This is a genomic window from Pseudomonas sp. Sample_22, assembly GCF_004307635.1.
In the GTDB taxonomy this organism is placed as follows: Bacteria; Pseudomonadota; Gammaproteobacteria; order Pseudomonadales; family Pseudomonadaceae; genus Aquipseudomonas.
Map to the genome: position 1 here is coordinate 1 of NZ_RCNY01000075.1, position 25,589 is coordinate 25,589.

Genomic DNA, 25,589 nt, shown 5'->3' on the forward strand with positions numbered 1-25,589 from the left:
GATTTCAACGTGCTGCAGGTGTTGAAACCATCAAACCCGCTTCGGCGGGTTTTTTGTGGCCACGGTTGAGAGGTGGCCACCGCATACCCCGGGCGTGCTCGGCTACGCCTCACCGGCTGTCGTGAACCAAGCCCTGGCCAAGAGCGCGCCAGGTCTTGGCCCTTCGGGCTTCCATCCTCACGCCTTCGCCCGTACCGGGCTGCGCGCTCCGCTTGCATTGCACCAGGGCAAGCCGTACCCGGCATTTGTAACGTACGAAACAGGGAATCGCTGTTGGCCAGGGCCAGCCCTGGCGATGCAACCGCCGCGATCAGGATCTGTGCCCGGCTCAGGACATCACCCTGCAGTTGTCCACCGTCCGGGCAAAAAAAGCCGCCCGGCCCGTGGACAACTGCACCGCTTGCTCTGGCCTTTGTTGGGCCTCGCTCGCTGGGCGATTTTGCGTGCGCTGGCTGTTGCATCGGAATGCTTTCTGCGACCAAGGGGGGCCCCCCTTGGATCCGCAGGCTGAAAGGTGCGGGCTTCGCCCGGGATCGGCGTGGACTATTCGCAGGTTATGGGCCAACAAGGTGCTGAGGATATTTGGTTGGAGTCGGGGGCTACACTAAAATGCGCAGACAAGGAGACCACCCGCAGGTGCCGGGCAAGGAGGAACACATGAGTCTGGATCCAGTGCCGACCGAACTGTTACATGATCGGCTGAATGGCGCGATTGAATTGATCAAGAAGACGCTGCACCTGTATCAGGGCATGGAGAAATACGTGATCTATGGTAATGCCATGGGCTATGTCGGTGCCCTGCGCTTTGCTGGACTGATTGACGAAGCCGGCTATAACCAGCTGTACGAAGACTTGCTGAATGTGCTGTACCAGCAGTGAACTGGGGTCCAATCGGGAAATCGGCGAGGCCGTCCAACAAATCCTGGTTTGCTGGACGATGGCCACCCGCCCAACAGAAGCCGAGTCAGGCCTGATGCCAAGCGTCCACAAACTAAGCGTATGTTTCAACCTCCAGATACAGAGCCGATCCGTGAGTTTCTGAACACTCCGTCAGTTGCATGGGGGTTCACCGCTTCCCATGCCCGAAGCTACCCGGCAGGCGTGCCCATGAGTCGAGCATATCAACACGCTTTGGCGTTTTCCTCTCCTTCGTAGCAACAGGCTTCACCGGCACCTTTGCCTTAAATTTCGCTCCGGCGAACTCTTCCACACTCACCTTAAAGCTCATATGCGTATTGGGAGGATTCTCGCTCCTTGCGAAGACGGCACCCTCCGGCCCCATTTTGCTTTTCAGCCCAAGACGTTCGCAGATCCATGCTGAAACGAAGAGCTTGAAGTCACGACTGTCGAATACGTTCACCAATGCACAAAAAAGGGTGTAATCCCCATGTTTCTCCGAATGCTCTATACAGTGCGTAAGCGCCTGGCTGTACAGGTAGGACATGAGAACCTTCTTTTCGTCGAGAAGTGGTCGTACAGTGCCTTTGCTCAGGGCGACGATCTGTTTATATGAGTCCTTCATGCTGCTTCCAGCTCCTGCCGTTCGTGTGTTGAAGCCAATTTAACCTAAAGCAGGCACTCTGAGTCGTTCCTCGCCATGGCGTGTGGTGGGACCTCGACCAGCTCTTTCGAGTCAACGAACTGGACTTTGCATTCGACGCATTCAATGCGGCCACTCAGACCAGGCTTGCCCCACAAATTGAGGTGGCAGCTTGGGCAGGTGTACTTGCGTTTGTTCTTCGGATCTTCTTTGCCAGGATCTGGCTGCAGCAACCCCGCCGAGGTCAACGCGGGAATATCAATCGTCGGATCCTCGGGCATGCCGGGAACCGGCTCGCCGCCAGGGCCGTAGAGCAATACTGCTGACATAGGCACGCGCTTAGTCACCACGTCGATCCAGGACAACATGCGGCCCTGCTCGATCAATTCATTGCAGGCCACATCAAACGGCCCGCCTTCGATGATGTAGTGCGTCATCTGCTGGCCATGGCGCTTGCCGCCAGGCTCGCCGGTATTAGACGGCATCAAACCGACCAACTCCATTTTGTCAGCCCATTCGGCATTGTGATAACCGCTCCGCGAACGCTTGCCGTGATGAGCCTGCCATTGGTGGACTTGCTCATGTACCAACGTCGAAAGTGTTTGCTGAACGCGACGGTGTGCAAAGTACGCTGGATTCAGCGCGATCTCATCGCTTTTTCCATCGCCGTTCCGGCGAAGGAAGCGCGACTCGGAGTAATAGCCGAATGTGTTGCTTTTACGCTGGAGCGTGAACAAGCAGCCAGGAAGCTGGCCACCGAAAAGCACCTCATTGAAGTACGCATAGGCGCCTTCAATTTCCTCGTAAAGCTCTTGGCTCGCAGTTGCTGTCATGTGTCCTCCTTTCTCGCACGCGAGAATTCCCCCAGCCTGCCCACCAGCGGGGGGAAGGTAATGGGTCATCTGCAAAGTTTATCCTGTATCGTACGATACAGGATAAACCCCAAAAAAGGGGGCACCCCCCCTCACATCGCCAGGGCGAATCGGAAGCCGAGGAAGCCGCCAACCGCACCGGCGACCACTGCCGCTATCAAGGCGGTCAGCGCTATGGCCACCAGCCGACGACGCAGGCCACTGGCAGCGAGCAGCACCGGAGCTGCGCTCCGGTTCAGCTCGTTACCAATCCGCGCCGCCGCTTCGCGGCCTGCTTGGAGCAGCGCCGCTTGCTGGGTTTCCATCATCGACTCGAAGTTCATTTGCGTCTGCAACAAGGCCTTGCCCGCTGCATCCTTGATCGCGCTCGCGACCTTCTCCCGCAGCTCACCGTCCACTTCTTCCAGACGGCGCACCAGGGCGTCAATGTCTTCGAGCATCTGGCCCGCCAACGCTTCGCGGGCGGTTGTCGGATCCTTGGCCATAGCGGTTACTTCCCTTTGCCGAACAGCACCGCGTACACGTCATCGAGGTTCTGCCAGGCCGACTTGGCCAGGCGCTGAACCGAGATCATTCGCACGGCATGTTCCTTGTCTTGCTCGGTCTTCGCCTCGCGCAACATTTCACGGTACGGCGTGGTGTCCTGTACCACCTCGGCGATGTTCTTTTTCAGCGCACGCAGGCGCTCGAACACTTCGTTCGAATAAATCACCGCATCACGCTTGAGGGTGAATTTCTTCTCCAGCTCATGGAAACCGAACAGAGCGGCGAAGGTGTGCGGCAGATCGTCAGCGTCATCGATCTCAACCTTGTTGAACACGATCAAGATTTTCTTGGCCGGTACGCCCAGCGCGGCCAGCGTCTTGATCGTATTGATGGTGTCGGCCTGCTGCTTTTTCTCGCCGACCGTAGGCACCAGGAAGTAATCGAACTCTTCATGCGAGCCTGCGAACTGGCCCATGTACTTGAAAAAGTCCTCGACGTTCGAGGCCCCCACATCGACCACGGCATTGGTTTCAACCATCAGCCATTCCTGCAGCTCGCCGAACTGGCGACCTTTCATGCGCTCGATCTCGGCAGCGGTGTCAGATGCACCCGCGTTGATCGTCTCGATGGCAAACCGAGGCGCGTTCATCCGTGGCGTCAGCAGTTGATCCGATACGGTCGTCTTGCCCGTGTTGCCGCTGAAATTGACTACTGCGATCTTGCTCATGTGCTTTTCCTTCTGCTACGGCCCGCACTTTCGTAGCGGGCCAATTCTGAGGCGTTCACATCATCCCCAGGGTTCATGATTTTGCTCAGTGCGCTCGGCGTCATTGGCGGCGGTTGCTGCTGGTCGTCCTTGTCTGCATCGTACGATACAGAATTAGTTTCTGGCTGGGCTTGGGGCTGAGCTTCCATCGCTGGTGGTTTAGGTACATCCACCGCGTCACTTTTCCCCTCTGCCTTGAGCGCCTTCCGATACCGATACAGATAACTTTTCAGCGTCTCCATACCGATCTCGATCCCCTGCTCTTTGAGCACATCCAGGATCGCTTGGCGTCTCACTCCAGCCTTCAATTGTTGCTCAATAATCGGCATCACCTGGCGTATCTGTGCTGCCTTGGTTTCCGGTTCAACTGCCTTCAGTGCAGTTGCTAGGTCTAACCTTGCCATATTGCACCCTCTATGCACCCTTATTGCCGTCTATCTGCATCCTACTCACCCCCTATCTGTAGTCAAGTTAAACCCTAACTGCTACCTCTATACAGCCTTACAGCACCCATTTTGCACCTACGTTGTATCCCACCTGCTACGGCCTTCGGCCTAGGCACTGAATACGCCCTTTTAAGAGCATGATTTTTGATCCTTAACAGGATCAAAATCTCAATACACAACACGCACCTCCCTAGCGGGAGGTGTAGCCCACGCATACTGAGGGCTACAACGTAATTGCAACGTAATGCACCGTGATACGTTTGTATTACAGATATACCATATAGACCATGTTTTACTATAGTTTTGTGTGATACGTTTGTTATACAAGAATGCCAGCAACAAAAAACTCCGGTTTCAGGGAGGTTTTCAACCGCCAAAAGGGGGCACCGTGGGGAAGACAGTACCGATACGTTTGAACGATCAGCAGTTGGCCAGGGTCGAGGAATCGGCGGCTTTGGCTGGCTATAAACACCTGTCCACGTACATGCGTGATCGCCTGCTTGAGCCGTCCAAAACCGACAGTCACCTGGGAGGCGTAGACCAATGGGCAGACCAGCAGCGCACCTTGGCTTTGCTCGAATCACTCGACCAGGCCCAGGCGACGAATCGAACCATTCTGGCCATCGTGGTCTACCTGCTGCGACAGAACACCACACAAGGAAAGCTCAACGAATTGCGGGCCGAACTTTCCGCATTGGTAAGCAACGAGGAAGTGTTAGCCACCCTACTGCCGGAGTTGGCTAAGGACATAGAACGTCTATCAGGAGAGGACTGATGCACAAACAAGATGTTGAAAACGCGACAATGACGGCAGGCATCGGGTTGCCGTTGGCTGGATGGCTCGGAGGCGCACACCTCGCGCAGATGCCATTCACCCCATTCCCCGACGCCCTTCGGGGGACAATCCACCAGACACTGCAGAATCCCATCATGGCCAGTTGCACGGTGGCCAGCGCCATAGCGGCTGGGGCGCTGGTCTACTACCTCAATGAGTATTGCGACGATGGCTTTCGAGGCGAACGCTTCCAGCAACACTTGCGGGGATCGCGCATTCGTAACTGGCATTTCGTAGACAGCAAGGTACGCACTCGAAACGGCCAAACCAATCGGCAGCGGCGCAAGAAAGGCATGCCGAAGCTCGACCCGATCATGATCGGCAAAGTACCGATGCCGCTGCACCTTGAAGACCGTAACACCATGATCTGCGCGTCCATCGGTGCGGGTAAATCCGTGTCCATGGAAAGCATGATGGCCTCGGCGCTGAAGCGCGGTGACAAGCTGGCCGTGGTCGATCCCAACGGAACGTTCTACTCGAAATTCAGCTTCAAGGGCGACGTGATTCTCAACCCCTTCGACGCACGTTCAGCCGGTTGGACGCTATTCAATGAGATCAAGGGCGTTCACGACTTTGACCGCATGGCCAAGTCGATCATCCCGCCGCAGGTCGATCCAGGCGATGAGCAATGGTGTGCGTATGCGCGTGACGTGCTGGCCGACACCATGCGTAAGCTCAAGGAAATCAACAACCCGAACCAGGACACGCTGGTAAATCTGCTGGTACGGGAAGACGGCGACACCATCCGGGCGTTCCTGGCCAACACGGACTCCGAAGGGTACTTCCGCGACAACGCCGAAAAGGCGATTGCCAGTATCCAGTTCATGATGAACAAGTACATTCGCCCGCTGCGCTTCATGACCAAAGGCGACTTTTCCATCCACAAATGGGTGACAGATCCTGACGCGGGCAACCTGTATATCACCTGGCGGGAGGACATGCGTTCGACCATGCAGCCGCTGGTGGCCATGTGGATCGACACCATCTGCGCAACGATCCTCAGTTACGAACCCATGACCGGAAAGCGCCTCTGGCTGTTTCTGGACGAGCTGCAATCGCTTGGCAAACTTGAGTCCTTTGTGCCCGCCGCAACCAAAGGCCGTAAGCACGGCCTGCGCATGGTCGGCAGCCTGCAGGATTGGTCGCAGCTCATTGCCAGCTATGGCAAGGAGGATGCCGAAACAGTGCTCTCTTGCTTCCGAAATTACGTCATCCTCGCCGCCGCGAACGCCGAAACAGCCATCAAGGCCAGTGCGATCCTCGGTGAGCAGGAGGTTAGGCGCGCCCGGGTTTCGTTTACTGCAGGACGCCAAACGCGAGCGCAGGAGATCAAGAAAGAATACGTGGTGATGGCCTCCGAAATTTCCAACCTCAATGACCTTGAGGCCTATCTGAAATTCGGTGAAGACTTCCCAATCACCAAGATCAAGTTGCCCTATGTCGACCACAAAGAACGGGCACCGTCCATCGTCATAGCCGGTCAGGCATAACGGGGGTCGGCATGTTCAACGTCACGCCTATTAAGGGAAACAACCAGTATGCGGCAGCGCACTATTTTTCCGCTGCAGATGACTACTACGCGAAGGAATCGCCGGGCGAGTGGCAAGGCGAAGGTGCCGAAAGACTCGGTTTGACCGGTGCGATCGACAGCGTGGAGCTGGCCAAGCTGCTCGATGGAAAGCTACCGAACGGCAAGCGCATAGCAACCACCTTCGACCCGAAGTCCGGCAAGAAGCGCATGGGCCTGGATCTGACATTCTCAGCGCCGAAATCTGTCTCAATGCAGGCACTTGTCGCCGGCGACAAGTCAGTTGTCCTCGCCCATGATCGGGCAGTGACCAAGGCCATGGAACACGTTGAAAAGCTTGCTCAAGCTCGCCGCAAGGAACAGGGCAAGACCATGCGGGAGCGAACGGGGAACATGGTCATTGGCAAATTTCGCCATGAAATGAGCCGTGGTAAAGATCCGCAAATGCACACCCACGCAGTGGTCATGAACATGACACAGCGGGCCGATGGCGAATGGCGCGCCTTGTTCAATGACGACATTTTCGTGGTTCAGCATGAAGTTGACGCCATGTACAAAGGCCTGTTGGCCTATGAGCTGCGCGAACTGGGCTACGAAATCCGTGTGCTGGACAACGAAGGCAACTTTGAGCTGAACCACATCACCCGCGAACAGATCGAGGCATTCTCAGGCCGTAGCAAGGTCATTGAGGATGCGTTGGCCAAAGACGGAAAGACCCGCGCAGACGCAACCACTCTCGAAAAGCAGATCATCGCCATGGCGACCAGGCCGCGCAAAGATGAGCGCGACGCCGAGCTGGTGAAACAGTATTGGGTCACGAAAAGCCGCGAGCTGGGGATCGACTACGGCACGCGCAGTCGGTTTGATGGCCGCGAGTATGGCGAGAGCCGCGCTGAACCAGGTGCGCGAGTTCACGCCGATTCCAATCTACCCACGGGCATGACACCCGGACAAGCCGTGGTGCAGTACGCAATCAATCACCTGACCGAACGTGAGCAGGTCGTCGGCGAGCAGGATATGAAAACCGTCGCGCTTCGCCGTGCGGTTGGCTTGGCCACACCCGACCAAGTTTCTGCAGAGATTGACCGTCTGGTGAAGCAGGGAACGCTGATCGAATCGACACCGGCCTACAAGATGGCCAAGGGATCCGCAGAAGACCCGGTGCTGTCTCCTGCAGGTTGGCAATCCCACCTGAAGGAGTTGAAAGGCTGGACAGACAAACAAGCGCAGCAGTATGTGGCCAAGGCCATTGCCCGGGGTTCATTGGTCACAGCGGAAAAGCGCTACACCACTCAGAAAGGGCTGAAGCGAGAAAAGGCGATCCTCGCCATCGAGCGCACAGGCCGGGGCCAGGTCGCGCCGCTGATGTCTCAGGAGCAGGTAGCCAAAGCACTCGAAGGCTCGACCCTCACCACTGGCCAGCGGCAAGCGGTCGAGACCATTGTCAGCACCCCGAATAGGTTCGTCGGAATCCAGGGCGATGCCGGTACCGGCAAAACCTACTCCGTGGATCGAGCGGTGCAACTGCTTTCCTCGGTCAACGAGGCGATGAGCCACGGCAAGACAGAAGATCAGCCCGGCTACCGGATCCTTGCATTGGCTCCCTATGGCAACCAAGTCGCAGCACTCAAGAATGAGGGACTGGACGCGCACACGCTGGCCAGCTTCTTCCATACCAAGGACAAGAAACTGGACGAGCGAACCATCATCGTCCTCGATGAGGCCGGTGTGGTCGGCTCTCGCCAGATGGAACAACTGATGCGCCTAGTTGAGAAGTCGGGCGCTCGCTTGGTTCAACTGGGCGACACCAAACAAACCGAAGCTATCGAGGCGGGTAAACCGTTCGCCCAGCTTCAGCAAAACGGCATGCAGACCGCTCGAATCAAAGAGATTCAGCGGCAGAGAGACCCCGAGCTGAAACGGGCCGTCGAGCACGCAGCCGATGGTAATACCCCACTTTCGCTGCAGCACATCAAACACATCGAGGAACTGCGCAACCCTTCCGAGCGGCACCAGGCCATTGTGAACGACTACGTTCGCCTCACTGACCAGGAGCGCAAAGAAGTGTTGATCGTCGCGGGCACGAACAAGGATCGCAAAGAGATCAACACGCTGGCCCGCCGAGCTTTGGGGCTGGAGGGGACAGGGGCCAAGTTCGACACGCTAAACCGTGTAGACATGACCCAGGCAGAACGCCGCTATGCCCCGACCTACAGAGCGGGAATGCTGATCCAGCCAGAGAAGGACTACAAAAAAGCGGGCCTGATGCGGGGCGAAACCTACACTGTGAAGCAGGCACTGCCGGGGAACATCCTCATTGTGACCGGCGCCGATGGAAATCCCATCCAGTTCAACCCGCGCCAGGTAACGAAACTCAGTGTGTACAAGCACGAACGCCCGGAGCTGGCCATGGGCGACCTCGTTCGGATCACCCGGAACGATCCGGCTCTTGACCTCACCAACGGCGACCGGATGCGCGTGGTCAGTACGCAAAACGGTTTGATCGAGCTGGCATCGATCAAGGAGCGCAACGGCAAACCTGAGCGAGTAGTGAAGCTACCAGCGAACAAGCCGTTGCACCTAGAGCACGCCTATTCGGCGACGGTGCATAGTGCGCAGGGGCTGACCAACGACCGGGTAATGATCTCGATCAACACCAAGAGCCGAACCACCTCGCTCAACCTGTTCTATGTGGCGATCAGCCGGGCGCGGCTGGAGGCGCGTGTATACACCGACGCTATTGCCGGACTACCAGCGGCCATTGCCAAGCGCTACGACAAAACCACCGCTTTGAGCCTGCAGAAAGAGCGTGATGCGATGCGCCTGCAGAAACCGCACACACTCAAAACCATCGCGGATGGCGCAACCAACGAGCGCGCTTTGGAGTGGAAGCAGCGAGCACAGCCCGCCACTCCAAGCGAAGGCAGAGAGCGTACAAGATAGAGTGACAAAAGCCCCGGAAGGGGCTTTTTATCGCGTGCGAGAATTGCTGTCATGGCACAAGAGAGAAAGTTTTCTTAAAATTTCAGTCAATCCCCCCTTTCGTGAACCAATAGATGAATCTCAAAGACTTTGATATATACGTATAACATTTTGTTTTTAATGACTTTTTTGAATATTTTTTTATAAACATCGATCACCTTATTCTAGGATAGGTTCGTCAGTTCGTTACAAAGACCGCATCACAAGTCATTTGAGATCTGGCTAATGAACAGTTTTCGCAAAGCAGTAGAAGCATTGGAACGCCTCGCTACTAACGCAGATCGCTTAGTACCGCTGGTTCTGTCACTAGCAGTGTTCGCTGCTATCGTCGTCATCGGAATGCAGGGGGCTGGGAAATGAGATTGCTGCCTTGGGTGCGGATGCCCGCGATATGGATTAAGGAGGGAGGTCTGCGCGACTTTGGATGGTCAAACCAAGCCAAGGCATCCCGATCAACCGCGATTGCAGCATTGCAGCTGTACATCGCCCTGCTGACCCAGGCCGAAGAACAATGGAGGGGGAACGACTGCAATCTAATAGCCGAGCTGACTTACACACGTTTGATGGAAATTACAGGCTTGAGCCGACAGCTCGTTGCTGCTGGCTTGGAAGGACTGGTTGTTACAGGCAGGATCAAAAGCGAAAAGGATGGCCGCAAATGCAGGTACGTCCTTGTGGGTTACGACTTCACCGGCTACTGGTGCAAGCTGCCCTCAAGGCCGCTTTATAACGTCTTGAAGAACACTCAAATCGAGCCTTTTCAGATGTTCCAGAAGCGATCTGTCTGTGAGCTCGACGCGCTGAAGCTCTTTCTCTACTTTGCTTTTGCACGGGACAACAAGACCATGTTCACAATGGCATCGTTCGAAACCATCAGCGAAAAGACCGGTGTGGCTGAGAAGCGGATTCCCAGGGCAAACGCCTTTTTGATCAACTGCGGGCTACTTGCAAACCTGTCACGTGAACACTCGGAAGACATTAAGAAAAAAGAGCCAAACAAGTATTTCATGCGTGGATACCGAGAGCTTTTCACGGGGCAAAAAGCAGCACCGGCACCGGCCCCAGCCTGAAAGGCTGCACGCTTAGCGTACAATCTTGCCCGTTTCCTCTACCGTCCCCCAAAGAATGTATGACCGCTGACTGGAAAAACATCGGATTGCCCAAGTGGTACGACTGCAAGCTTGGCCGGATGAAAGATCGAACATTGGCCAGGTTGGTCGGGACGACACAGCACAGGATCCGACAGCGCCGCCTGATGTTTGGCATCGCGGCCTATACAGTCGATCAGGTGATTGAGCCGTTCCGTGATTTGCTGGGGGTTGAATCCGACCCGGCTATTGCCGCTCGATGCGGTGTGTCCGTTTCCAGTGTGACGACCTACCGCGAGTCGCAGGGCATACCGCCCAGACCTCGACCGACGCCGAGAAAGCAACGGATCCCGGCAAACCATCCAGTCAGACCCTACAAGGCGCTGTTGGGCCTTGTGACTGACCAGGACATAGCCAGGCTTTCAGGCGCTACCGTCGCCACAGTCAAAGCATTGCGCGAGTCATTCGGCTTCGGGCCTGCAGCCCCTCTGCCTGAACCGCCTAAACCCGTCGCGCTTCCAAACTATCAAGGGCCGTGGCTTGGGTACGAATCGCTATTTGGCACCATGTCTTCGGCGAAGATCAGTCGCGCAGTTGGCTTGCCATTCTCGGTGGTCGAACAGCGGCGGGAGTTTTTGGGCATCAAGCCCTATCAGCGGGTGTCGCGGGTAGCTCGTTACGAGCATCTGCTTGGGATGGTATCCAACAACGTGTTGGCAAAGCTGGCGGGTGTGGCACCGTCACGCATTGCGGACATTCGCAAGAGCAAGGGGCATAACTGCTGACCTACAAAAAAGGGAGCCTACCGGCTCCCTTGAAAGTGTGTCATGCGCTGTGCTGGCCAGCTACGGCTCGTTAAGGTCAAAAGCCCTTGCCACCAAAGCCTTTCGGCTGATGTGAATGCTCCTTGCGTTCGTGCTGGAGCTGACGCTCTTGCACAATGCCTACCCCAGCGAATGGGTAGCGGATCGAAAGATCCTTGCCAGCATGCAGGATCCCGGCCTTGGCGCTGCTCAGAGCTGCACGCTCATGTGCAATGTGAATGGTCTTCTGTCCGTCGCTGACAGCTTGGATTACCTGAGTGCCCTGAAAGCCAAGGATCTTGCCCTCGTAGGTCTGACCACGCTCAGGAGTCTTAATGGCAGGCATATCCATCGGTTTGGAAACGGCCAGAGCTTCGGCAGGCTTGCCAGCTGCAGCACCGGTAAGCCCCGATTTTTGCAGCTCCAGCGCCTCCTTGAACGAGTTTTTGAAGTCGGCAGCGCCTGGCATGTTGTCGAACGGCAGATCCTTGTAGTACTGGCTACCTTCCTTGCCCACCTGCGCGTATACGCGAGCGCCGCCGCCTTGCTGAACGGTCATCACAGTCTTGTCGGAAAGCTCGGCCTTGAACCAGGCAGCGCCCGCTTCCTTCGGATCGGTGAACGTCTGCAGATCCTTGCCTTTCTGGAACAGCTGGTACGTGGTCTGGTCAGTGTTTTGCTTTTCCATATGCGTTCCCTCTCAGTATTTCGCCTTGAAGGCGATTCCTTGATCCCAGCGGCTTTGCCAATGGTTCAGGTAGGTTTCAGCGAGCGCCGGGTCATTCCAGACCACTAGTGCGTTCTCGCTGTTGCTCTTTGCCGCAGCAGCGGTGAAGTTAAAACTGCCCGTTTCGACCGTCATGCCATCTACCACAATGAACTTGTCGTGATGGATGGCGTACGCATCGACAGTGCGAGTCGGTATTCCTGCTTTCGCCAGAAGCGTCAGCGCATGGCGAGCAGCGGAGGTGCGTTGTTCCTGCAGGTTGCTGCGATGGTCGGCGACAACAGCCACATCGACCCCGCGCTGTTTCGCAGCAATCAGCGCCCGGGTTACGTCCGGGTTGGTGAACACGTAGGCAGACAGGCGAATAGAGCTGCTTGCCACCTCAATGGCTCGCAGTACCAGTTTTTGCGCCGATCCCTCCGGTGAAAAGCCGACTTCAATACGCCGAGGGCCATCTACCTCAGCGGCCAGGGCCAGCGTCTGAACGCCGGCCCCCGCGATCAATGCCAATGCCAATGCCAATGGCTTGAACACACTAGAAGCCATCTGGAACAGTCCCCCAAAGGTCATTGGCTTTTTTGGTCAAGCCCTCATCGTCCTTGCACTGTGCAACAGCGTCTCCCCGGGCCGCTTTCGTACGCGACGGGCTGAAATGGCCGTGCTTGTAACGCTTAATGCCGAAATAGTTTTTGATGTACTTGTCGCAGTCGCCATCGCGGGTCATACCCAGCAGGCAGAGCACTGCACCACAAGCATCAGGGTCGCTGTCATGCCCATATGGGAGTTCGGTAGCGTTGACAGCACCGGACAAAAACAGCGCACCGAGCAGCGCAGCAAATGGAAGTTTTTTCATAAATCCCCCCTTTTCTCGCGTGCGAGAAATTCAGTTGATGATCTGTACGAAAGAAGGCGCTGCTTGTGCTTGTGCTTGCACCGGAGCCGCTGCAGGTGCTGCAGGTGCTGCGAGCGGCTGGTCAAAGCGCTGGAATCGCTGATCGCCTTCAGGAACATCGGTGTTCAGGTGAACCTGCACCTTTGGTTGCTCTGGCGCCTGAGCTTGTCCAGTAGTCGAAACCTGGAAAGCCACAGCCTGCACTGGCGCTACTTGTTGGCCGTTTTCGTCGGTCACAATCACCCACGGGCCACTCTGTTGCTGTGAAGCTCTACGAGCGCGCACAGGTGCCTTACTTGCCCCTTGCGACGGAACGGCCATGGCAATCGCCTCATCGCCTTCCAGCGCCTCTACAGCGGGCACAATTGGATCGGCGGCAGTGGGATTGAGAGCGCCGGTAACAACCTTTTCCACATACGATGGATCGCCTGGCTTGTCCGGCTGGTATCCCCGAGTGGGGTTGCCGCTGTAGTACATCGAGAACGAATCCCGCAATGCTTCTTGCGGCTGAGCACCCGAAGTCAGCGCTTTGGTGTAGTTCTTCACCATGAGATCGCTGATTGCCTTGAGGTTCTGGCAAGGCTCAAAGGCTTCGGCATAGGTCATGCCCATGGCGCGCATGTTGGTGACCAGGAGCTGGCCGATTCCCACCGAGAAACGCTGACCCTCCCGCTCCAGTTGTTCAGCGGTGGCCACCGCCTCGCGCAACGACTGGGGCTGACGCTCCAGCCGTCCACCTACGACCCCGATTGCATAAGGGTTGTAGGTCGATTCATTACCGATCAGGGACTTCAGCGTTTGCTGGTGAACTGTCGGCGCACACTTCGCTGCCAGTTCAGAGAAAGGTATAGGGGTAGGTTCACCGGCCCAGGTCTGGCCGACCGTACAGGCCAGAGCCAGCATCGTTACCGCGAACTTAGGCAGCTTTTGCATATTGCACCTCCGAAATGTAGCGGCGGCCGTCGAAGCCGTATTCCCACTGAATGACTACATCGATCAGTTGCCGCGAATACTCGACCAGTTGCGTCTTGGTCATATCCGCACCACCTCGGGCAGCCATTGAGGCCAACCGGTCAAACATCATTTCCGGCGAGTCCGCGTGTATCGAAGACAGCGAGCCGCTGTGACCGGTGTTGAGCAATTCCAGAAACGGGAATGCCTCACCGCCGCGAATCTCGCCCATGATTGCCCGGTCGGGCGTCAGCCGAAGGATCGATTCAAGCAAGTCGAACGGTGTCACCTTGGCGCGGCCTTGGGCGCCGCGTGAGTAGATCAGGTGAACCACGTTCCGGTTTGGCGTACGGATCTCACGGGTGTCTTCAATCGTGACAATCCGCTCATGTGGGTCAATGTGCTGCAGCATTCCGTTAAGCCAGGTGGTTTTACCGGCGTTGGTGCCTGCAGAAATCATGATGTTCTTGCGGGCCTTGATGATGCCGATGAAAAACTCTTTCCAGCGCTTGGCCCGGTACAGCTCTATCAAGTGATCGTCGGAATATTCGGAGTGCGCCCGAAGTTCGTTGATGTGCTCGAACGCGCCAAAGTCCTCGTATTCTTCCAGCGTGATCTGCTTGATCCCTGGCTTACGAATACAAACGATGCCGCCAATGTGCTGCTCTACAGCGGGGGCCAGCACAACCTGTACCCGGTAATCGCCGCGCTGGTTGTCCGCTACACCATCCGCCAGATTGATCGGGATACGGCCCGACAGGATCGGTGTGCTGGTATCAACCTTTTGGTCGGTGTGCGCGGCGATTACCTCACCAAGTGAGGTAATCAGCTGAACGGTCACACCCTCGATTTGCACTGGCTGCATGAACCGTTGGCCGCGATAACCGGCCCAGACATTGTCCGGGCCGTTGATCGCAATTTCAGTAACTTCCGGATCATCCAGCAGCGTGACCAGATTTCTCAGCTTGGAACGGAAAGATGCAATCTCAGACATACCGCTTCCTCACTGGATATAGGTCACGCCGCCATTACTGGCGTGCTCGATCTCTTTCTTGAAATGCGAGCTGAAATCCAGATCGCGCTGCAGGTAGATCACCACCCGCGAACCGTGCGGGACGGTCAGCGTTGGTTGAATATTGGCGTAACGCCCCAGGATCGTCTGAGCAGAATCAGCCGCGGCTTCCTGCACCTCAGAGCGATAGCGCGAAGACGAGTTTTCCTGATCTCCGGACGAAACCCCGGAATTCGAGGCACCGGCCCCAATGATCGAAACCGCTGCAGCAACACCAAAGATCTGCGCCCAGTGGTTGTTGACAATGCCACCCTGGCCAGCGGTGCCGAGTTGGTCAGCACCACCGCTGTTGATGGCAATTTCCATTGCTGGCCTGCCAGGCAGGACAGGCGTGCGCAACCAGTTCCAGATCGTGAACAAGCGCTCCTGTCCTGGTCGCAGAGTCGCGTTATAGCTGCCACAAACGGTAGAACCCCATGGGATCATGACCCGGCGACCGACTGCCGCGTAAACGTCCTGCTGAATATCTACGCAGACCTGGCCCGGCAACTGGCTGACGGCGCGAGGTTGAAGAACACCCTCGATCACCGCGCCTTGCAAAACCTTGTACTCGAGATTTTCCAACTGACGCCCCGTTGACACCGGCACGCCCTCGGAGAAGGTCGATGCCGCGTAAGCGTCGTTTGCATTGGTCGGTGTCGAAGGGCCATTGTCCCCACCAAGCGATGCGCCAGATCCACCCTTTTGGCCACCTGCTCCATCCTTGAAGCCGTCCTCTTTCGCACTGGCGAAAATGGCCGACCGTTGACGAGCTGCAAGCATCTTCTGCCGCTCCAGCTCCATCTGCATTTCCAACGCTTGCCGCCGCTTTTCTTCTTCACTCAAGCCTGTTTGTTGGTTCTGCCGATCCACCACCGAGCGCGGCGTATCAGCAGGAGCAGACGAGCCGTCATTGCTAACGGGGCTTACCTTTGCCGCCTCACGTTTCGGCGCAGGATCCAGCACACGCTTGGGCTGTGCTGCGACCAGTTCTTCTTTCTTCAAGCCACCCGTGGCTTTGCTATCGCCGCTGTTGTTCAGCCAGTAAACGAAGCCCAACCCCGCCACGGTTGCGACGATCAGCGCAATGCCGGTCGCTTTGTTGGAGCCGCCTTTGGCCTTCAACATCGAGTTAGATTGCGATTCGTTCCACTCGCGAATTTCGTCCTCGCGAGTTTTCTCCGTCGCTTGTTTTTCAGGGGTCTGTTTGTTGTCTTCAGTGGCCATGCTTATGCCCCTCCACCGTCACGGGCACCACGGGTAACAGTGCGTTTGTAGGGATTCGCCAGGTTCTGCACACACACATAGGAATTGCCGTCACGCAAAACAAACATGCTGTCCAGGCGCTCAACGACCACGTAATCACCCTCACGACGCTTGTTGACCATCGCCTCGGTGCCATCCGGCAGCACGCGGTAGAACTGCGGCATGTCGGTGCCTTTCTTGAGCAGGAACTTGGTGAACTGGCCATCGTCCATCACCGACTGCAAGCCGATTGCGTCCTTGTCACCCGAAAAGCCGTAGTTGATGTTCGGCTCGCTCGCGGTGCCGGAGCTGGCCACCGGCGCTGGCTCATTGCTTTTGAACTCGGAGTAGGTGGCCACCCGACTGGTCGGGTAGATGAAGCGCACCAGGTACGACTGGCCAGCCGTTTTTTTGGTGCTGCCGAGCTGGAAGTAATAGGTACGTTTGCTGGTGATAACGGTAAGGTTGGTGTCCGCATTTTCTTCAACCGGCTTGAGGAAAAGCCGGTTCCGGAATGGGATGGTTTGCCAGGCGATGGTATCGCCGAGCGCTACAACCTTGACCATTTCGTCTGCTTCAAACTCCAGCGAAGTTTGATAGTTGTACGTCCCCACCAGTTCATAAACTTGGTTCGGGTCGTAAGGAACTTGTTTTACCCGGCTATCGCTTATAAGTGGCTTTGGCAACTTCGCGGCATGTGCGATACCCCCCATAAAACACAAACTAAGGGCGATAGCGGTCGGCAGAATGCAGTTTTTCTTCATGATCAGCTTCCTTGAATTGAATGAATTACCGGCGGCTCAGTTCTTCACTCTTACGGTAGACAGTAGCCAATGTTCCGAGTGGGTTTACCCAGCGGTCGCCAAGCGATCTTGGCTTCAGTGTGTTATCGACTTTGACGTTTGCCACATAGTTAGTAACAACCGGCTCTTTCGTGCCCCATTTGTGAAGATAGGATCTAAAAGAAACCTGGTACACGTCTCCGACTTTGTTCATCCCATACGCCTGAGCTTCAATCCAGTCCTTCGCATCAAGCGTCAGGTATGGGTTATCAGGGTTTTCCGGGTTGATCAATTGTTCATAATCCCGAGCAATGTCCGGCGTAATGAACAAATGGCAAGCATCGGACAGCTGCTGTTTACGCTTTGGATCGAACGTATTACATGCACTTACAAAGTCATACAGAGCGCCTTGGATCAACGCATCTTCAGAAGACACGTTGTCTTTGTCGATAACACGCATCTTCAAAACCTCACCATCCGCACCAATGGTCGCAACCACAGGTATGACGGTGTGGATCTCTGCCAGCGCGGCGACGGCGATGCCCAGCCCGAGAATGGCAACGGCCTGGATGCCATTGAGGTAGAACGAACGATTGCGTTCTTGCTTGGTTTTCTGACCTTCGCGCAAGGTCTTGCGGCGCAGTTGTTCGTCATTCTTAAACGTCTTGTCCATTAGCGACGTACTCCCAAAGTTCTGATAGCCATCATTACAAGCGAGGATCCTTGCACCGCTGCACCCGAAGACAGCGCCGCCGCCCAGCCACGCACTTGCAACATGCAGATAATCAAGACGCCTTCAACGATCAGGATCGTTCCGTACTGTTGCGCGGTCATTAGAGCTGCATCGCTGATTGTAGCTGTCTGAGCAACTTCATTAATTGCATCCCCGAAAACCGAATAGCCGAAACGGATAATGGCGATGGACAGAATGTAGATGAGCGAGAAGTTCAGCATCTTACTTAGCCAGTTCATGCCCCATTGCCGAGTCTCCGAAAAGAAGAAGAACGCGACCAAGATCGGAAGAATTGCCATGCTGATAGCAGCACCAAACTTTGCAATCAGCATGTTCAGGATGGCGACCACAAACAGAATGCAGTTAATCAAGAAAAGACCGTAGCCCATCAGGATCATCGCAAACTGACGCCAACTAACATTCATCAGAACGCTGGCAACCTTCCCCACGTTTACATACAGCGCGTCGAGCATTGAAGTGGTAGTGCTACCGCCACTCATAATTTTCGCGGCAACCGACTCAGTGAACGTGCCCCATGCCTGGTAAAACACAGCCCCGCCGCTACCCCAGTTCAGAGTGAGAAAGATCAATGATGTGAGCATTGCCCTCTTCGTAATGTCCCAGTATTTGACGGATTGGCCGTTGTAGATCGAAAGACCCAACGCGACCCAGTACCCAACCGCAACGACATAAACCAGTGGTGAAACCAGCTCCGCAAGGTTGGGAAATACTTCGGCAACGAAACTTGTCGTTACTTCGTCTGTAGCCCCGATCAGACCTTCGAGAGTCAGCTGCGCCATGGATTCGATGCCCCATACACACCCTTGAAGTGCGAGATCACTTCAGGAGAGCGGAAGTCTTCAGCGCTCACGGTCGCTCCGGTCTGCGCCTTGATTTCTCGTGCTGTTTTCTGGATGCAACCCTGTACCAGGGCACCACCGTACGACGACGACTGCATGTAGATCTCTGCAAAGCAGGTGCCCGGGAACCAGTCGCCAACATCCTTTTTGGTTGCCTTCAACAGCGGGTTTTCCGAGGTGGCCACCGGCGCCATGGGCGCTTCACCATCGACCGGCGAGGTCGAAAAGTAGGACGAGGTGTTGATGTAAACCAACCCGCCGACGACGACCACACCGACGCAAACAGAGAGGATATGGTGCAGCTTGAACTTAAGCATTGGTGCGCTCCTGGTCAGCGGTTACGAACGGGGTGAACTGGCAAGCGCACGGCGACTTATCCAGCTTGGCGGTGTTGGTGACACAGCCCGAGGCTGCGCCGACCAGTACCGCCAGAACGATTACCTTCCAGAGCTTGGCGATCAGCCACAGCGGCCCCCAGACTGGGGCAGTGATAATTTTGAGCATCAGCAGGATTGCTTTCATTTCAGATCTCCTTTTCTCGCACGCGAGAATTACTGTTCAGTCCAGCGAAAGAATTTCTCATTATCCGCAGTGGCCTGGTTTTCAGCGTTGTTCAGATTCGCCTGCAGGTTCATGTTCAATGCCTGCAGCTTTGACTGGGCCGAGGCCAACATGCCGTTTTCAGCAGCAATGCGGTTCTGCAGGTCAGCGGCATCTTTAGCGTTCGTGGTCATGTCCACTTGTCGCGAGAGGGTGGCCAGGTTGTTCAGATGCACCTGCACTTCGCTGTAGAGCGCATCGCCACCAGACATGGCTGCACGAACGGCATCGGAACTGAGCTGGTAGCCTTGGGCGCGCTGGCCTTGTGGGTTGGCAAACAGCTCTTGCGGCAAGGTCTTGATCAATTCCTCGTAGTACGACTGCTTGCTGCCATACGCACCGGAGCCTTGCCGTGCAACGACCTCTTGCCAGGAACCCGGCACGACCGAGGCCGAGTTGATCGAGTCGTTCAGGCCGATGGCACCCCGGCCATAGGAGCCTTCGAGGTTGCGCAGGATGTTGCCTTGGGTTTGATAGGAGTCTTTCAGCGTCTCGAATTGTTCCCGCAGCACAACAAGCTGTTGAGCCAGAGCCGCCCAGGTTCCAGCGTCGCCAGTTGGAACGCCGGTAGCATTCACTTGGCCGCTCACAGCCATGGCCACGGCCACGGCGAGGCCTAACTTCTTCATAGTTGCCATCATTTGACCGCCTTCAGGTTGTGGGTGTTTTTCGCTTTGGCTTCCGCCATAAAGACAGGAACCCATTGCTCAGGGTCGTCGGTGCCCAGGCGCTTGATGATGGAATCCATCAAGGCGACACCAACATCGTTTGAGGACAGCACTGGGATAAAGTCGGACAGGTTTTCGTCATCCACTTCGGAAGTCAGATCGAAAACCGCCCTGATCGACTCTTTCCCGCGACGGATCAGAAACTTGCGGGAAGCCTGGCCGATCTCACGAATCCACTTACGTTCTGCGACGGTCAGGTTTTGATGGTCTTCATCAGTGGCCGCGTCGTTCGACAGGTAGATCTTGGTAGAGGTCTGCTTGTCGATTGAGTCGGTTTCACTGCGGAAGTACTTCGCATCAGGGGTGACGAAGATAATCAGCCCGTTCTTGCGGCGGATCTGCATGATGAAGTTGTCGATTCGCTTCTTCCAATAATCGTTCTTCACCAGGTTTTGCCCTTCCTCCAGCACCAAGATGAAGGGGGTGCCATCCATCGCTTGCTCGATACGATGGAGCGGATAGCTCAATACGACCGGCAGTTCAGGCCGGGCCTCACCGCCCTTGAGCAGTTCCATCATTTCAAAGCAGTAATGCCGGGAAGTGGTCAGGTCGATAGAGTCGTGTTCATTGTCAAACACACCAGCATTCGCACCAGTCACGCCCTTGGCGCCGTGCCAGATGGCCATAATGTCTGCCAGCTCGCCGTGGCCATACGTCCACACCACGTTGCGCAGCCGCCGATCCTCGTACGGCAGCGAGTAGTTTTCATCTACCAGAGCCTTGAAGCGCTTAATGTCGTCGGAGTCAGCCGGAGTAGATGCGTAGCACTGACGCATCTGCACCTGCAGATCGACCAGAAACGCCCTGTTCTCAGCCGTGTCCGGCAGCTTGAAGGGATTCCAGTTCATGCCGCTGTGAGGGGAAAGCGTGGTGTGTACCCCGCCCATTGCCTTCATGAACACCTTCGCGCCGAAGCGGTTATCGAACCAAAACACTCGCGGCCCCGCTTTGTCGGCTTCGCAAACCATCGCCGAAATCAGCGTGGTCTTACCTGAGCCGGTGTCCGCTGCAACTGCGGTGTGCCCTGCAACCATCCCTTCCAGCTCACGGTGAAAGTTGAAGTTGTAAGACGTGCCGCTCTCGGTTTCAAAAGCCGTGATCGCAGGCCCCCACAAGTTGCCGTCGCGACGGCCCCTTGCGAAGTTGTGCAACGAAGCGAACCCGGCGAAGTTGCTCGATTTGATCTTCCCGCGACGACCGATCAAGGCCTCTTGTTGGCCAGGCAGTTGCGACCAGAAGAAGGTTTCCAGGGCCATCCACTCACGAACAGATTTGACGTTCAGGTCAACAAAGCATCCCTCGATCAAGCCAACAGCTTTATCCAGCGCCTTGTTGTTCGCTTTGCGATAGTCATCGGAGTCCATTGGCAGCGAAGGCACATGAACGAAGATCGTGAGGTGATGCAGGCCATTGACTGTATCCCCACGGCGCAGAGCACGAATGCCTTCAGTCAGTTCCTGGCTGTCATCGTTGGAAATCCCGTGGGTGTCCGATACGGTCAGTCGGCGCTGTTCATCGACCATCGACGATTCGGCTTCGATCCGGTTCGAGAAGAAGAACGATTGCGTGATGATGAATTCCACCGGCTGCTGCAGGAACTTGTTCATCATTCGCGATGGCGTCTTACGCGGCCACTCGGCCATGCTCAACACCGCCCCGATTCTCGAACTGGTGCTACCCCGGACTTCACACATCGTTGCCAACACGCGGAAATTGAGTCGTGCATAGGGCAACATTTCGCAGATTTTCTGATCGCTCACAGGGATCTTGCGATCCTCAAGATTGATCAGGTAGTGGAAGAACGAGCTGAGTTCGGAGAATTCTTCCCCTAGGTAATCGAGGACAACTTCAGCAGGGTATTGAGCTTGATCGCCAACCACCTTTTTAAATTCGTCCCAGCTCCACCGGAAACGGCTGACAGCATCAAAGGCCTGGTCACGACCCATGAACGTGGTGGAGCAAACCGGGTGCCGCTGGATCCGCAGGCGGGTAGCGCCGTACTCGGAGAGGCCACGCAACAGCAGGTTCGATGCCTTGTAAAGATCGTCAGCCATTTCCTCGAAGGATTCAGCATCCTGCTTGTTAGCGCTGGTGCCCGTGATGAGCGCGATTCCCCGATCCATGATCCCTGGCATACCGGCACGGAAGCGGCTACGCACCAACGAGATATAGATCTCGTTGACGTAGAAGCCTTTGCTCTCGTAGCGCTTACGCCAAGCCGCATTGAACTGCTTGGAGAACCAAGTGGAGCCCTGCCCTTCAGGGAAATCAAACACCTTGCGGCGGACTACATGCACATACAGCGCAAGGTCGCTGGAAGCGATAGTACGCAGCACGGTATTACGGCGAACCTCAAACTGTTTAACCTGTTCGTCAGACAAAGAGTCAAAGAGCAAGCCGTCAATTTTGACAACTTGCACCAACGAGCTTTCCTTGGTCATAACTGTTTCGTCATCGTAATGGTAATCATACGGCACCATTTCGCTAACTTGCAGTTCCAAGAGATCTTGCTCGGATCCCTCTGGATGTTGAACACCAAGAGAGAGATCAAGGTTTTGCGTCAGCTTTTTAAAAGCCTTATCAACGAGGCGCATAACTCCGATACCCCCAAACTTTCCGATTCTGTGAAGCGCGCAAGCGAAAAGCTGCTTGCATAACACCGAACAAATAAACGTCTTTGCTGCAGATGTAGTAAGACGCGCCAAACAGAACAGGTATTAATGCGACCGGCCATAGCGAACGAATCAGTAGTGCAGCTATGAGCGGTGCAAAGATGCTTATGAGTACGCTCGACATCGTGAAGGCGCCGACCATGGATGGCCGAGCCATCGCAACGACGAGCACCTCCCCTTCATCGGGTTTGTGCTCGTCTGTAGTCATAGCGAGTTCGCCGCGCCGTTCTTGATCTCGGTAACGATGTTCGGTGCGAAGAACACCAGGAAGATGCCCGCAACTGCCCAGCCAAAGGCGCCCCAGGAGATATGGCCGGATTTGGCTTTGTAGCCAGTGATCACGATGGCCAGAATGCCGAGGTAGTAACCAATGTCGAAGATCAGGAAGCTGACAATATCTTTAGCCAGATTCGTAAGGGAACTGAAGTTTAGCGCCGCGTTGGCAACTTCGGGTAAGAGGCTGATGGAGATCAGCGACCCAATGAGCAAAGTCTTTTCAGCTCTCGCCGTCCAGTCCTTGCGCATAAGAGACGCATGGCTCGCTTTTTTCTGCGCTAACAGATTACGGAGGGAAGTTACAGCCTTACTCTGTTGTAGCCGGGTGGGCCAGGAAGGCTTGTTGCTTTTTGCTTCATGACAAACCATTTTCCCAGATTCGAGATGCATACCTTTGCCTCATCTATGTCATGACGGGGGAACCCCGTACGTTACAGTTATTGCGTTATTAGGGTTGTTAGGGCAGGTTTCCTTTATGAAGTCGATAGCGGTATCGGCGTTCTTAAATAGTCTGGTTTTCCCTAACGCAGTTACTACGGTGAACATCTGTCCAGTAGATGGACTTTCAATGATTAATATCCATTTCCTCCCATCGCTCTGAATTAGTTCTTTTAAGTGAACTCGATAGTCAGGTTGAGCGAAGGCGAAAACCGTCAGTTCTTTCTTATCTAGGCTCTGCATCATGTCCTCTGGATAGCTGGTCGCTAAAAACAGAGCGGATACTGGAGCTGTCGAGGATTTTCTTCTAGATCCCACCTCGCCTTTCTTCCCTCTTTCGAGTTTTGTAAGATGTTTTCCGTGTTTCGTGGCTTACTTTAGCCATTTCATTTCACGAAATCAACTTTTCGTTGGATTTATTTTTGGATCCGTTCGCTATAACAGCCACGGAAAATCCTCGAAACAAAGCTCGATACCAGTGAATTCCGCATAAGTGATTGAGTTTCAGACGGTTTTCCATTTTTACCGCTCAGCGCGTGTGTAATGGCTTCATGCCACGCGTAAAGAAAAGAAGGGAGTAGATAAACAGCCCGCGCGTGTGACCACGCGAATATTGTTTTGTTCACTACTGAAGAAGCTCTGACGAGCGGTAGTGAGAGGAAGGAGGGGCAGAGCTTGGCCGGGAGCCGCCCTGGACAAGCCCCTGGCCGTCCAAGAAGCGCGCAAGGAAACTGACCCCGCGCTACCAGGGAACGGCGTGGCGCGAATTCTAGCAGCCAATCAAGGCTTTATCGCGTGCGAGAAAACAGGTTTTCCCTGCCCTTTTTCTCGCGTGCGAGAAAGACAAAGTAAACCCTAATTAGGGGTTGACTGAAGGGTTTACCACCTGCACACTTGCCCCATGTTCCACTATCGGACCAGCCGGAGATCACATGAAGATCATCACTGTAGCGAATCAGAAAGGCGGTGTAGGCAAGACCACCGTGGAGTGTCACTTGACCGCCTATGCAGCCGAAGAAGGGAAGCGTGTGCTGGTTGTCGACCTCGATGAAGGCGACCTGTCGCAGTTCTTTGCCGCTCTAGAGGACGGTGATGAAACGCCCTACCTCATGTCCAGTCAACTGTTCACCGGCGACCATAATGGTTATCAGCCACGCCAGGTTGGCCCTAACACTTGGTTGATCGAAGCAGACGTGCCGCTGCTCGATGTGGACGATATGCCTCTTGATGTAATCCACAAGTTGCGGCCTGCCCTCGAACGCTTTGCCGGTAATTTTGACCTGTGCATGATCGATACTCCACCCAACCTGCAGCGTCGTATGGTCGCCGCTTTGACAGCCTCTGATGCTGTGGTCGCCCCCTTCAACATCAGTGCTTTCACCCTAGCCCGACTGCCGAAACTGATGAACACCATTGAGACGGTGCAGGATCGGTACAACCCGGAATTGAAGTTCTTGGGCTACCTGCCGAATCTGGTCAACAGCCGATCTCCAGAAGAAATTGATGCCCTCCCCAGTCTGCGCGAAGCCTACGGGGACTCGATGTTTGCTGAACAAATCATTTACCGGCCCTGCATCAACAAAGCCTTGGCCGCAGGCAATCCCGTTTGGTGGAAGGCTCGCAGCGGTAGTCAGCGCGAAGCCGGACGGGAAATGAAACGGGCCTGCAAGGCTGTTCTCGATAAAGTTTTCACGGCTTGAGGGAGATCCCATGACTACGACAAAGAAACCGAACGCATTCGGGGGAGCAGTCAACAAGCTGTCTGACTTCCAAAAGCAGAAAGCCATTCAGGAAGGCGAGCGCATCATCAAGGTCAACCCTGGTGAAGTTGAATGCAAGCCGCAGATCCGGGGAAAACAGAATCCGGGCTTTACTCAAGAGTCTCTGATGGAGCTGGGCGACGACATTGAGCAGAACGGTCAGGCAGAGCCTGCCGTCCTCCGGCCTCACCCAAATCCTGAAAGCGGCTTCAAATATCTGATGGTAGCCGGTGAACGTCGGCAGCGTTCATGCGCGCTCAAAGGCCTCCTGCTTGAAGCCGTTGTGCGCGACCTCACCGACGCCCAAGCGAAGCGGATCCAACGCGCTGAAAACGTCCAACGCGAGAACCTGACACAGCTTGAGGTAGCCCTTGCCCTCAAAGAAGACAAGGAGGAATTGGGTACCCTGCAGGCCGTCGCTGACGAGTGGAAAAAGAGTGTCAGTTGGGTTGCTGAACGCCTCGCCTATCTTGATGCGGTAGAGCAGCCAGGCGCGAGCCGCACAGCCGTACAGAACGGGGTCACTGC

The 25,589-nt window shown here is 55.5% G+C and carries 27 protein-coding genes; 8 read left to right on the forward strand and 19 right to left on the reverse strand.

Annotated elements, in window-relative coordinates:
* Positions 1–657: 657 nt before the first annotated feature.
* Positions 658–879, forward strand: a complete 222-nt coding sequence (locus D8U73_RS19215) for a hypothetical protein (protein ID WP_130905442.1) — start codon at positions 658–660, stop codon at positions 877–879.
* Positions 880–1,066: 187 nt separating this feature from the next.
* Here D8U73_RS19215 and D8U73_RS19220 read toward each other — a convergent pair whose 3' ends face one another.
* The 5 genes from D8U73_RS19220 to D8U73_RS19240 all read right to left on the reverse strand — a co-directional run bounded on the left by D8U73_RS19220 (position 1,067) and on the right by D8U73_RS19240 (position 4,068).
* Entirely contained in the window at positions 1,067–1,522 is a 456-nt protein-coding gene (locus D8U73_RS19220; protein ID WP_130905443.1) for a hypothetical protein, read from the reverse strand.
* 44 nt (positions 1,523–1,566) lie between these two features.
* Positions 1,567–2,373 (reverse strand): SprT-like domain-containing protein, encoded by an 807-nt coding sequence (locus D8U73_RS19225; protein ID WP_130905444.1) that lies wholly within the window; start codon positions 2,371–2,373, stop codon positions 1,567–1,569.
* Between the two features lie 131 nt (positions 2,374–2,504).
* Complete coding sequence (locus D8U73_RS19230; RefSeq protein WP_130905445.1) at positions 2,505–2,897, reverse strand: hypothetical protein; 393 nt, start codon at positions 2,895–2,897, stop codon at positions 2,505–2,507.
* A 5-nt stretch (positions 2,898–2,902) separates the two neighbouring features.
* The gene (gene stbB / locus D8U73_RS19235; protein ID WP_016715835.1) at positions 2,903–3,625 is read right to left on the reverse strand and encodes a StbB family protein; all 723 of its coding nucleotides are present in this window, start codon (positions 3,623–3,625) and stop codon (positions 2,903–2,905) included.
* Positions 3,622–4,068 (reverse strand): TraD protein, encoded by a 447-nt coding sequence (locus D8U73_RS19240; RefSeq protein WP_130905446.1) that lies wholly within the window; start codon positions 4,066–4,068, stop codon positions 3,622–3,624. The genes stbB and D8U73_RS19240 overlap by 4 nt, the downstream gene beginning before the upstream one ends.
* A gap of 454 nt (positions 4,069–4,522) precedes the next feature.
* On the opposite strand from D8U73_RS19240, the gene D8U73_RS19245 reads away from it, so the two are divergent.
* The 5 genes from D8U73_RS19245 (at position 4,523) to D8U73_RS19265 (ending at position 11,328) form a co-directional block, all read left to right on the forward strand.
* Positions 4,523–4,885 carry a hypothetical protein gene (locus D8U73_RS19245; protein ID WP_241668538.1) on the forward strand — a complete coding sequence of 121 codons (363 nt, stop codon included), beginning with the start codon at positions 4,523–4,525 and terminating at the stop codon, positions 4,883–4,885.
* Complete coding sequence (locus D8U73_RS19250; RefSeq protein ID WP_130905448.1) at positions 4,885–6,435, forward strand: type IV secretion system DNA-binding domain-containing protein; 1,551 nt, start codon at positions 4,885–4,887, stop codon at positions 6,433–6,435. The genes D8U73_RS19245 and D8U73_RS19250 overlap by 1 nt, the downstream gene beginning before the upstream one ends.
* Positions 6,436–6,446: 11 nt before the next feature.
* Positions 6,447–9,416 (forward strand): MobF family relaxase, encoded by a 2,970-nt coding sequence (gene mobF / locus D8U73_RS19255; protein ID WP_130905449.1) that lies wholly within the window; start codon positions 6,447–6,449, stop codon positions 9,414–9,416.
* Between the two features lie 395 nt (positions 9,417–9,811).
* Positions 9,812–10,525 (forward strand): DNA-binding protein, encoded by a 714-nt coding sequence (locus D8U73_RS19260; RefSeq protein WP_241668539.1) that lies wholly within the window; start codon positions 9,812–9,814, stop codon positions 10,523–10,525.
* A gap of 59 nt (positions 10,526–10,584) precedes the next feature.
* On the forward strand, positions 10,585–11,328 hold the full coding sequence (locus D8U73_RS19265) for a hypothetical protein (RefSeq protein WP_241668540.1): 744 nt from the start codon (positions 10,585–10,587) through the stop codon (positions 11,326–11,328).
* 76 nt (positions 11,329–11,404) lie between these two features.
* On the opposite strand, the gene D8U73_RS19270 is transcribed toward D8U73_RS19265, so the two are convergent.
* The 14 genes from D8U73_RS19270 to D8U73_RS19340 all read right to left on the reverse strand — a co-directional run bounded on the left by D8U73_RS19270 (position 11,405) and on the right by D8U73_RS19340 (position 23,253).
* A complete protein-coding gene (locus D8U73_RS19270) occupies positions 11,405–12,034 on the reverse strand; it encodes a nuclease (protein ID WP_130905450.1) in 630 nt (209 codons plus the stop codon).
* Between the two features lie 12 nt (positions 12,035–12,046).
* Positions 12,047–12,607: a phospholipase D family protein gene (locus D8U73_RS19275; RefSeq protein WP_130905451.1), complete on the reverse strand. Its 561-nt coding sequence runs from the start codon at positions 12,605–12,607 to the stop codon at positions 12,047–12,049.
* 1 nt (position 12,608) lies between these two features.
* Positions 12,609–12,926 (reverse strand): TrbM/KikA/MpfK family conjugal transfer protein, encoded by a 318-nt coding sequence (locus D8U73_RS19280; RefSeq protein WP_130905452.1) that lies wholly within the window; start codon positions 12,924–12,926, stop codon positions 12,609–12,611.
* 30 nt (positions 12,927–12,956) lie between these two features.
* A complete protein-coding gene (locus D8U73_RS19285) occupies positions 12,957–13,898 on the reverse strand; it encodes a lytic transglycosylase domain-containing protein (RefSeq protein ID WP_130905453.1) in 942 nt (313 codons plus the stop codon).
* A complete protein-coding gene (gene virB11 / locus D8U73_RS19290; RefSeq protein WP_130905454.1) occupies positions 13,882–14,910 on the reverse strand; it encodes a P-type DNA transfer ATPase VirB11 in 1,029 nt (342 codons plus the stop codon). Before virB11 ends, D8U73_RS19285 begins: the two co-directional genes overlap by 17 nt.
* A gap of 9 nt (positions 14,911–14,919) precedes the next feature.
* Positions 14,920–16,194, reverse strand: coding sequence for a TrbI/VirB10 family protein (locus D8U73_RS19295; protein ID WP_130905455.1), 1,275 nt, complete (start codon positions 16,192–16,194; stop codon positions 14,920–14,922).
* Positions 16,195–16,196: 2 nt separating this feature from the next.
* A complete protein-coding gene (locus D8U73_RS19300; RefSeq protein ID WP_130905456.1) occupies positions 16,197–16,976 on the reverse strand; it encodes a TrbG/VirB9 family P-type conjugative transfer protein in 780 nt (259 codons plus the stop codon).
* Positions 16,977–17,001: 25 nt separating this feature from the next.
* Positions 17,002–17,667, reverse strand: coding sequence for a type IV secretion system protein (locus D8U73_RS19305; protein ID WP_130905457.1), 666 nt, complete (start codon positions 17,665–17,667; stop codon positions 17,002–17,004).
* A complete protein-coding gene (locus D8U73_RS19310) occupies positions 17,667–18,527 on the reverse strand; it encodes a type IV secretion system protein (protein ID WP_130905458.1) in 861 nt (286 codons plus the stop codon). The genes D8U73_RS19305 and D8U73_RS19310 overlap by 1 nt, the downstream gene beginning before the upstream one ends.
* Positions 18,515–18,904, reverse strand: coding sequence for a hypothetical protein (locus D8U73_RS19315; protein WP_130905459.1), 390 nt, complete (start codon positions 18,902–18,904; stop codon positions 18,515–18,517). The genes D8U73_RS19310 and D8U73_RS19315 overlap by 13 nt, the downstream gene beginning before the upstream one ends.
* A complete protein-coding gene (locus D8U73_RS19320) occupies positions 18,897–19,109 on the reverse strand; it encodes a hypothetical protein (protein WP_016715819.1) in 213 nt (70 codons plus the stop codon). Before D8U73_RS19320 ends, D8U73_RS19315 begins: the two co-directional genes overlap by 8 nt.
* 29 nt (positions 19,110–19,138) lie before the next feature.
* Positions 19,139–19,816: a type IV secretion system protein gene (locus D8U73_RS19325; RefSeq protein ID WP_130905460.1), complete on the reverse strand. Its 678-nt coding sequence runs from the start codon at positions 19,814–19,816 to the stop codon at positions 19,139–19,141.
* Between the two features lie 8 nt (positions 19,817–19,824).
* The gene (locus D8U73_RS19330; protein ID WP_130905461.1) at positions 19,825–22,509 is read right to left on the reverse strand and encodes a type VI secretion protein; all 2,685 of its coding nucleotides are present in this window, start codon (positions 22,507–22,509) and stop codon (positions 19,825–19,827) included.
* 282 nt (positions 22,510–22,791) lie between these two features.
* Positions 22,792–23,253, reverse strand: a complete 462-nt coding sequence (locus D8U73_RS19340; protein ID WP_130905463.1) for a TrbC/VirB2 family protein — start codon at positions 23,251–23,253, stop codon at positions 22,792–22,794.
* A gap of 980 nt (positions 23,254–24,233) precedes the next feature.
* Between D8U73_RS19340 and D8U73_RS19350 the strand changes: the two genes are divergently transcribed.
* Together D8U73_RS19350 and D8U73_RS19355 are read left to right on the forward strand one after the other, a co-directional pair.
* Complete coding sequence (locus D8U73_RS19350) at positions 24,234–25,001, forward strand: ParA family protein (protein ID WP_130905464.1); 768 nt, start codon at positions 24,234–24,236, stop codon at positions 24,999–25,001.
* A 10-nt stretch (positions 25,002–25,011) separates the two neighbouring features.
* Positions 25,012–25,589, forward strand: a 578-nt coding sequence (locus tag D8U73_RS19355) for a ParB/RepB/Spo0J family partition protein (RefSeq protein WP_130905465.1), incomplete at its 3' end; no start/stop codon positions are given.

Coding starts and splice junctions, on each gene's coding strand:
- D8U73_RS19330 (WP_130905461.1), bottom strand. CDS start 22,509: ATGCGCCTCGTTGATAAGGCTTTTAAAAAGCTGACGCAAAACCTTGAT.
- D8U73_RS19300 (WP_130905456.1), bottom strand. CDS start 16,976: ATGAAGAAAAACTGCATTCTGCCGACCGCTATCGCCCTTAGTTTGTGT.
- mobF (WP_130905449.1), top strand. CDS start 6,447: ATGTTCAACGTCACGCCTATTAAGGGAAACAACCAGTATGCGGCAGCG.
- D8U73_RS19320 (WP_016715819.1), bottom strand. CDS start 19,109: ATGAAAGCAATCCTGCTGATGCTCAAAATTATCACTGCCCCAGTCTGG.
- D8U73_RS19270 (WP_130905450.1), bottom strand. CDS start 12,034: ATGGAAAAGCAAAACACTGACCAGACCACGTACCAGCTGTTCCAGAAA.
- D8U73_RS19230 (WP_130905445.1), bottom strand. CDS start 2,897: ATGGCCAAGGATCCGACAACCGCCCGCGAAGCGTTGGCGGGCCAGATG.
- stbB (WP_016715835.1), bottom strand. CDS start 3,625: ATGAGCAAGATCGCAGTAGTCAATTTCAGCGGCAACACGGGCAAGACG.
- D8U73_RS19280 (WP_130905452.1), bottom strand. CDS start 12,926: ATGAAAAAACTTCCATTTGCTGCGCTGCTCGGTGCGCTGTTTTTGTCC.
- D8U73_RS19350 (WP_130905464.1), top strand. CDS start 24,234: ATGAAGATCATCACTGTAGCGAATCAGAAAGGCGGTGTAGGCAAGACC.
- D8U73_RS19250 (WP_130905448.1), top strand. CDS start 4,885: ATGCACAAACAAGATGTTGAAAACGCGACAATGACGGCAGGCATCGGG.
- D8U73_RS19295 (WP_130905455.1), bottom strand. CDS start 16,194: ATGGCCACTGAAGACAACAAACAGACCCCTGAAAAACAAGCGACGGAG.
- D8U73_RS19340 (WP_130905463.1), bottom strand. CDS start 23,253: ATGCATCTCGAATCTGGGAAAATGGTTTGTCATGAAGCAAAAAGCAAC.
- D8U73_RS19225 (WP_130905444.1), bottom strand. CDS start 2,373: ATGACAGCAACTGCGAGCCAAGAGCTTTACGAGGAAATTGAAGGCGCC.
- D8U73_RS19265 (WP_241668540.1), top strand. CDS start 10,585: ATGACCGCTGACTGGAAAAACATCGGATTGCCCAAGTGGTACGACTGC.
- D8U73_RS19305 (WP_130905457.1), bottom strand. CDS start 17,667: ATGGACAAGACGTTTAAGAATGACGAACAACTGCGCCGCAAGACCTTG.
- D8U73_RS19310 (WP_130905458.1), bottom strand. CDS start 18,527: ATGGCGCAGCTGACTCTCGAAGGTCTGATCGGGGCTACAGACGAAGTA.
- D8U73_RS19325 (WP_130905460.1), bottom strand. CDS start 19,816: ATGAAGAAGTTAGGCCTCGCCGTGGCCGTGGCCATGGCTGTGAGCGGC.
- D8U73_RS19215 (WP_130905442.1), top strand. CDS start 658: ATGAGTCTGGATCCAGTGCCGACCGAACTGTTACATGATCGGCTGAAT.
- D8U73_RS19260 (WP_241668539.1), top strand. CDS start 9,812: ATGAGATTGCTGCCTTGGGTGCGGATGCCCGCGATATGGATTAAGGAG.
- D8U73_RS19285 (WP_130905453.1), bottom strand. CDS start 13,898: ATGCAAAAGCTGCCTAAGTTCGCGGTAACGATGCTGGCTCTGGCCTGT.
- D8U73_RS19315 (WP_130905459.1), bottom strand. CDS start 18,904: ATGCTTAAGTTCAAGCTGCACCATATCCTCTCTGTTTGCGTCGGTGTG.
- virB11 (WP_130905454.1), bottom strand. CDS start 14,910: ATGTCTGAGATTGCATCTTTCCGTTCCAAGCTGAGAAATCTGGTCACG.
- D8U73_RS19240 (WP_130905446.1), bottom strand. CDS start 4,068: ATGGCAAGGTTAGACCTAGCAACTGCACTGAAGGCAGTTGAACCGGAA.
- D8U73_RS19220 (WP_130905443.1), bottom strand. CDS start 1,522: ATGAAGGACTCATATAAACAGATCGTCGCCCTGAGCAAAGGCACTGTA.